This window comes from Vibrio sp. 1641 (genome assembly GCF_033339995.1).
Classification (GTDB): domain Bacteria; phylum Pseudomonadota; class Gammaproteobacteria; order Enterobacterales; family Vibrionaceae; genus Vibrio; species Vibrio alginolyticus.
In genome coordinates this window covers 1-648 of the sequence record NZ_JAWOVP010000240.1, presented here as the reverse complement: position 1 = coordinate 648, position 648 = coordinate 1, and the positions used below count along the sequence as shown (strand labels likewise).

Here is a 648-nt window from a genome sequence, read left to right as displayed (position 1 = left end):
CCAACATACATACCACAAACACTAACGCGTATGCTGAGAAGAATCCCCATACAGCATCGACCACACGTTGCGGTAATGCACTACCTCCGACTTTGATAGTGTAAACCGCACGAGGATGAACCAGACGTTTAAGTTCACGCGCACCTTGTAAGGTAAGAAGCAGAATGCGGATCACTTTCATACCACCACCGGTCGAACCTGCGCATCCTCCTATAAAAGAGGAGAACAGCAACAGCACTGGCAAGAACAATGGCCAATCTGCAAAACCGGTTGTGGTGAAACCTGCGGTTGTCGAGATGGAGACAGTTTGGAACAATGCTTGGTCAAACGCATCATAAGGTGATGTGTAAGAGTGGTGCTTCAATAGTAGTAAGAAGCAAACCAAAAACAGTAACACCTGAATAAAGATGAACGCGCGGAACTCTGGGTCTTTCCAGTAATACTTAGGATGAACCCCACCAGAGGCAAATGCCGCAAAGTGCAGAGTGAAGTTACAAGCAGAGATCAGCAAGAACACCACGGTAATCAGGTTAATCGCATAACTGTCGAAGTAGCCCATGCTGGCATCGTGAGTTGAGAAGCCACCAATCGCAATGGTAGAGAAGCTGTGGCTGATGGCATCAAACGGCGTCATGCCCGCGAGCCAAA

The 648-nt window shown here is 48.1% G+C and carries 1 protein-coding gene; it reads right to left on the bottom strand.

What is annotated here, in order from left to right; translation table 11 throughout:
- Positions 1-648 (bottom strand): potassium transporter TrkG (locus tag R7Z47_RS25270; protein WP_318130820.1); only part of this gene is annotated, 648 nt, incomplete at both ends.